This window comes from Variovorax sp. P1_H12_2 (genome assembly GCF_056405335.1).
This window is the reverse complement of record NZ_JBFUCI010000634.1, coordinates 1-2,395: the sequence shown is the minus strand read 5'-3', so window position 1 is coordinate 2,395 and position 2,395 is coordinate 1. Positions and strand designations below refer to the sequence as shown.

Sequence of the window (2,395 nt, the reverse complement as noted above, 5' to 3'; positions counted from 1 at the left end):
GTCCGAGGTCGCCCAGGTCAAGGCGATCCGCGGCTTCAACCGCTTCTATACCCGTCGCATCGGCGTCCTCGACCCCTACCTGGACAGCGACATGTCGCTGACCGACGTGCGCGTGCTCTACGAACTGGCCCACCGCGCCGAGGCGGTGGCGAGCGAGATCGGCCGCGACCTGCACCTGGACGCCGGCTATCTCAGCCGCATCCTGCGCGGCTTCGAGGCCCGTGGATGGCTGCGCCGCCAGGCCCATCCGCGCGATGCGCGCCAGAGCCTGCTGGCCCTGACCGAAGCCGGCCACGCGGCATTCGCGCCGCTGCAGCAGAAGTCGCGCGACGAGGCCCTGGCGCTGCTCGCGCCCCTGGCCGCTGCCGAACGGCGCAAGCTGGTCGATGCGATGGCCACGCTGCAGGCGCTGCTCGAACCGGGCGCCCAGCCGCCGGCCCGGCGCCAGGCCGCGGTGCTGCGCGATCCGGCACCGGGCGACATCGGCTGGGTGGTGCAGCAGCACGGCGAGATCTATGCGCGCGAATACGGCTGGAACAGCGACTTCGAGGCCTTGGTGGCCGACATCGCGGGCCAGTTCCTGCGCAAGTTCCAGCCGGCGTGGGAGCGCTGCTGGATCGCCGAGCTCGACGGCGAGCGGGTCGGCGCCGTGTTCGTGGTGCGCAAGTCGGCCACCACGGCCCAGTTGCGCATGCTGGTCCTGAGCCCGAAGGCGCGCGGACTGGGCCTGGGCGCCCGCCTCACCGACGAGTGCATCGCCTTCGCCCGCGGCAAGGGCTACAGGAAGATGGTGCTGTGGACCAACAGCTGCCTGACGGCGGCGCGCGGCATCTACGCCGCGCGCGGTTTCAAGCTCGTCAAATCCGAGCCCTACGAGGGCTTCGGCCAGCAACWGGTCGGCGAGACCTGGGAGCTGAAGCTCGGGCCTGCGCCCACCTCCGCCTGAGGGCTCAATCCGCCGTGATCCTTCGCTCACGCACGATGCCGCCCCACTTGGCATCTTCCTTGCGCATGAAGGCGGTGAGTTCGGCCCGCGTGGTGGGCTGCGGCGTCAGGCCGTGCTTGTTCAAGGCATCCTTGACACCCGGGTCGTTCAGCACTTTCACGATCTCGAGGTTCCAGCGCTCCAGCATCGGCGCCGGCGTCTTGCCCGGCGCCACGAAGGCATACCAGTTCAGCGCCTCGAAGCCGGGGTAGCCCGACTCGGCCACCGTGGGAATGGTCGGCATGTAGGCCGGCCGCACCGACCCGGTGGTGGCGAGCGGGATCAGCCTGCCGGCTTCCACCTGCGGCAATGCCGTGGGCGGGGCCGAGAAGTAGGAAGCGACGCGCTCGCCCAGCAGGTCTTGCAAGGCGGGTGCCCCGCCCTTGTACGGCACGTGGACCATCTCGATGCCGGCGCGCTGGTTGAACAGCTCGCCGGCCAGGTGGGAGGCCGAGCCGGCGCCGGTGGACGCATAGTCCACGCCGCCGGCCTTCTTCCTTGCCAGCGCCACGAACTCGGCGAGCGTCTTCACGCCCAGTCCCTTGTGCACCACCAGCACGTTAGGAAAATTGACGCCGCCCGACACCGCGGCCAGGTCCTTGAAAGGGTCGTAGCGGACCTTCATCACATGCGGTGCGATGGTCAGCGGCCCGATCGAGCCGAACAGCAGCATCGTGCCGTCGGCCGGACCGTTCGCCACCAGCTGGTGGGCGATGTTGCCACCCGCACCGGCCTTGTTGTCGATCACCACGCTCTGGCCGATGTTCTCGCCCAACTTCTTCGCGATCAGCCGTGCCGCCGCGTCGGCCGCGCCGCCGGCGGAAAAGCCCACCACCAGGGTCACCGGCTTGCTCGGGGGAAAGTCCTGCGCCTGGCCAGCGCCGGCCAGCAACAGGGAGGACGCGGCCAGGGTGGTGGCGCGCAACAGGTGACGTCGGTTCATCGTGGGTCTCCGGAATGGTTGTCTTGTTCAGTCGACGCCGAGGCCGATCGGATTCGGCTGGCGCTTCTCGACGGCCTGGCGCAGCAGCGCCGCGGTGCGGAAGATGCCGTGCGCGAACTTGCCGTAGGGCAGCGTGGCGAAGAGCGCCATCACCGCGCCCAGGTGCAGGCACAGCAACAGCGCCAGCGCCGGTGTCCCGCGCCCCAGCCACAGCGCCAGGCCGCTGGCACTGGTGAGGAACAGCAAGGCGATGAAGCCCAGGTCCATCGGCTTCTGCGCCGGGTCGCCGTGCAGCGGGTGACGCCGCCGGTTGAGCCGCCACAACCCGGCCGTGCCGATCATCAGGCTCACCCCGCCGGCCACGCCCAGCAGCTTGGGCAGGCTGGGCAGCGCGTAGGGCGCCTGCCAGCCGAGCAGGTAGTGGTAGAGCGTGGCCACGCTGGTGGCCGCGAAGCACAGCAGGAAGC

2 protein-coding genes and 1 pseudogene are annotated in these 2,395 nt (G+C 70.1%); 1 reads left to right on the top strand and 2 read right to left on the bottom strand.

Annotated features, from left to right (window positions below; translation table 11 throughout):
- Positions 1-946, top strand: a 946-nt coding sequence (locus tag AC1D2K_RS33510) for a bifunctional helix-turn-helix transcriptional regulator/GNAT family N-acetyltransferase (RefSeq protein WP_478094594.1), incomplete at its 5' end; no start/stop codon positions are given.
- Between the two features lie 4 nt (positions 947-950).
- Here AC1D2K_RS33510 and AC1D2K_RS33505 read toward each other — a convergent pair.
- A complete protein-coding gene (locus tag AC1D2K_RS33505; RefSeq protein ID WP_478094592.1) occupies positions 951-1,928 on the bottom strand; it encodes a Bug family tripartite tricarboxylate transporter substrate binding protein in 978 nt (325 codons plus the stop codon).
- Between the two features lie 27 nt (positions 1,929-1,955).
- Positions 1,956-2,395: pseudogene (gene tcuB, locus AC1D2K_RS33500) on the bottom strand (tricarballylate utilization protein TcuB); the annotation flags it as partial.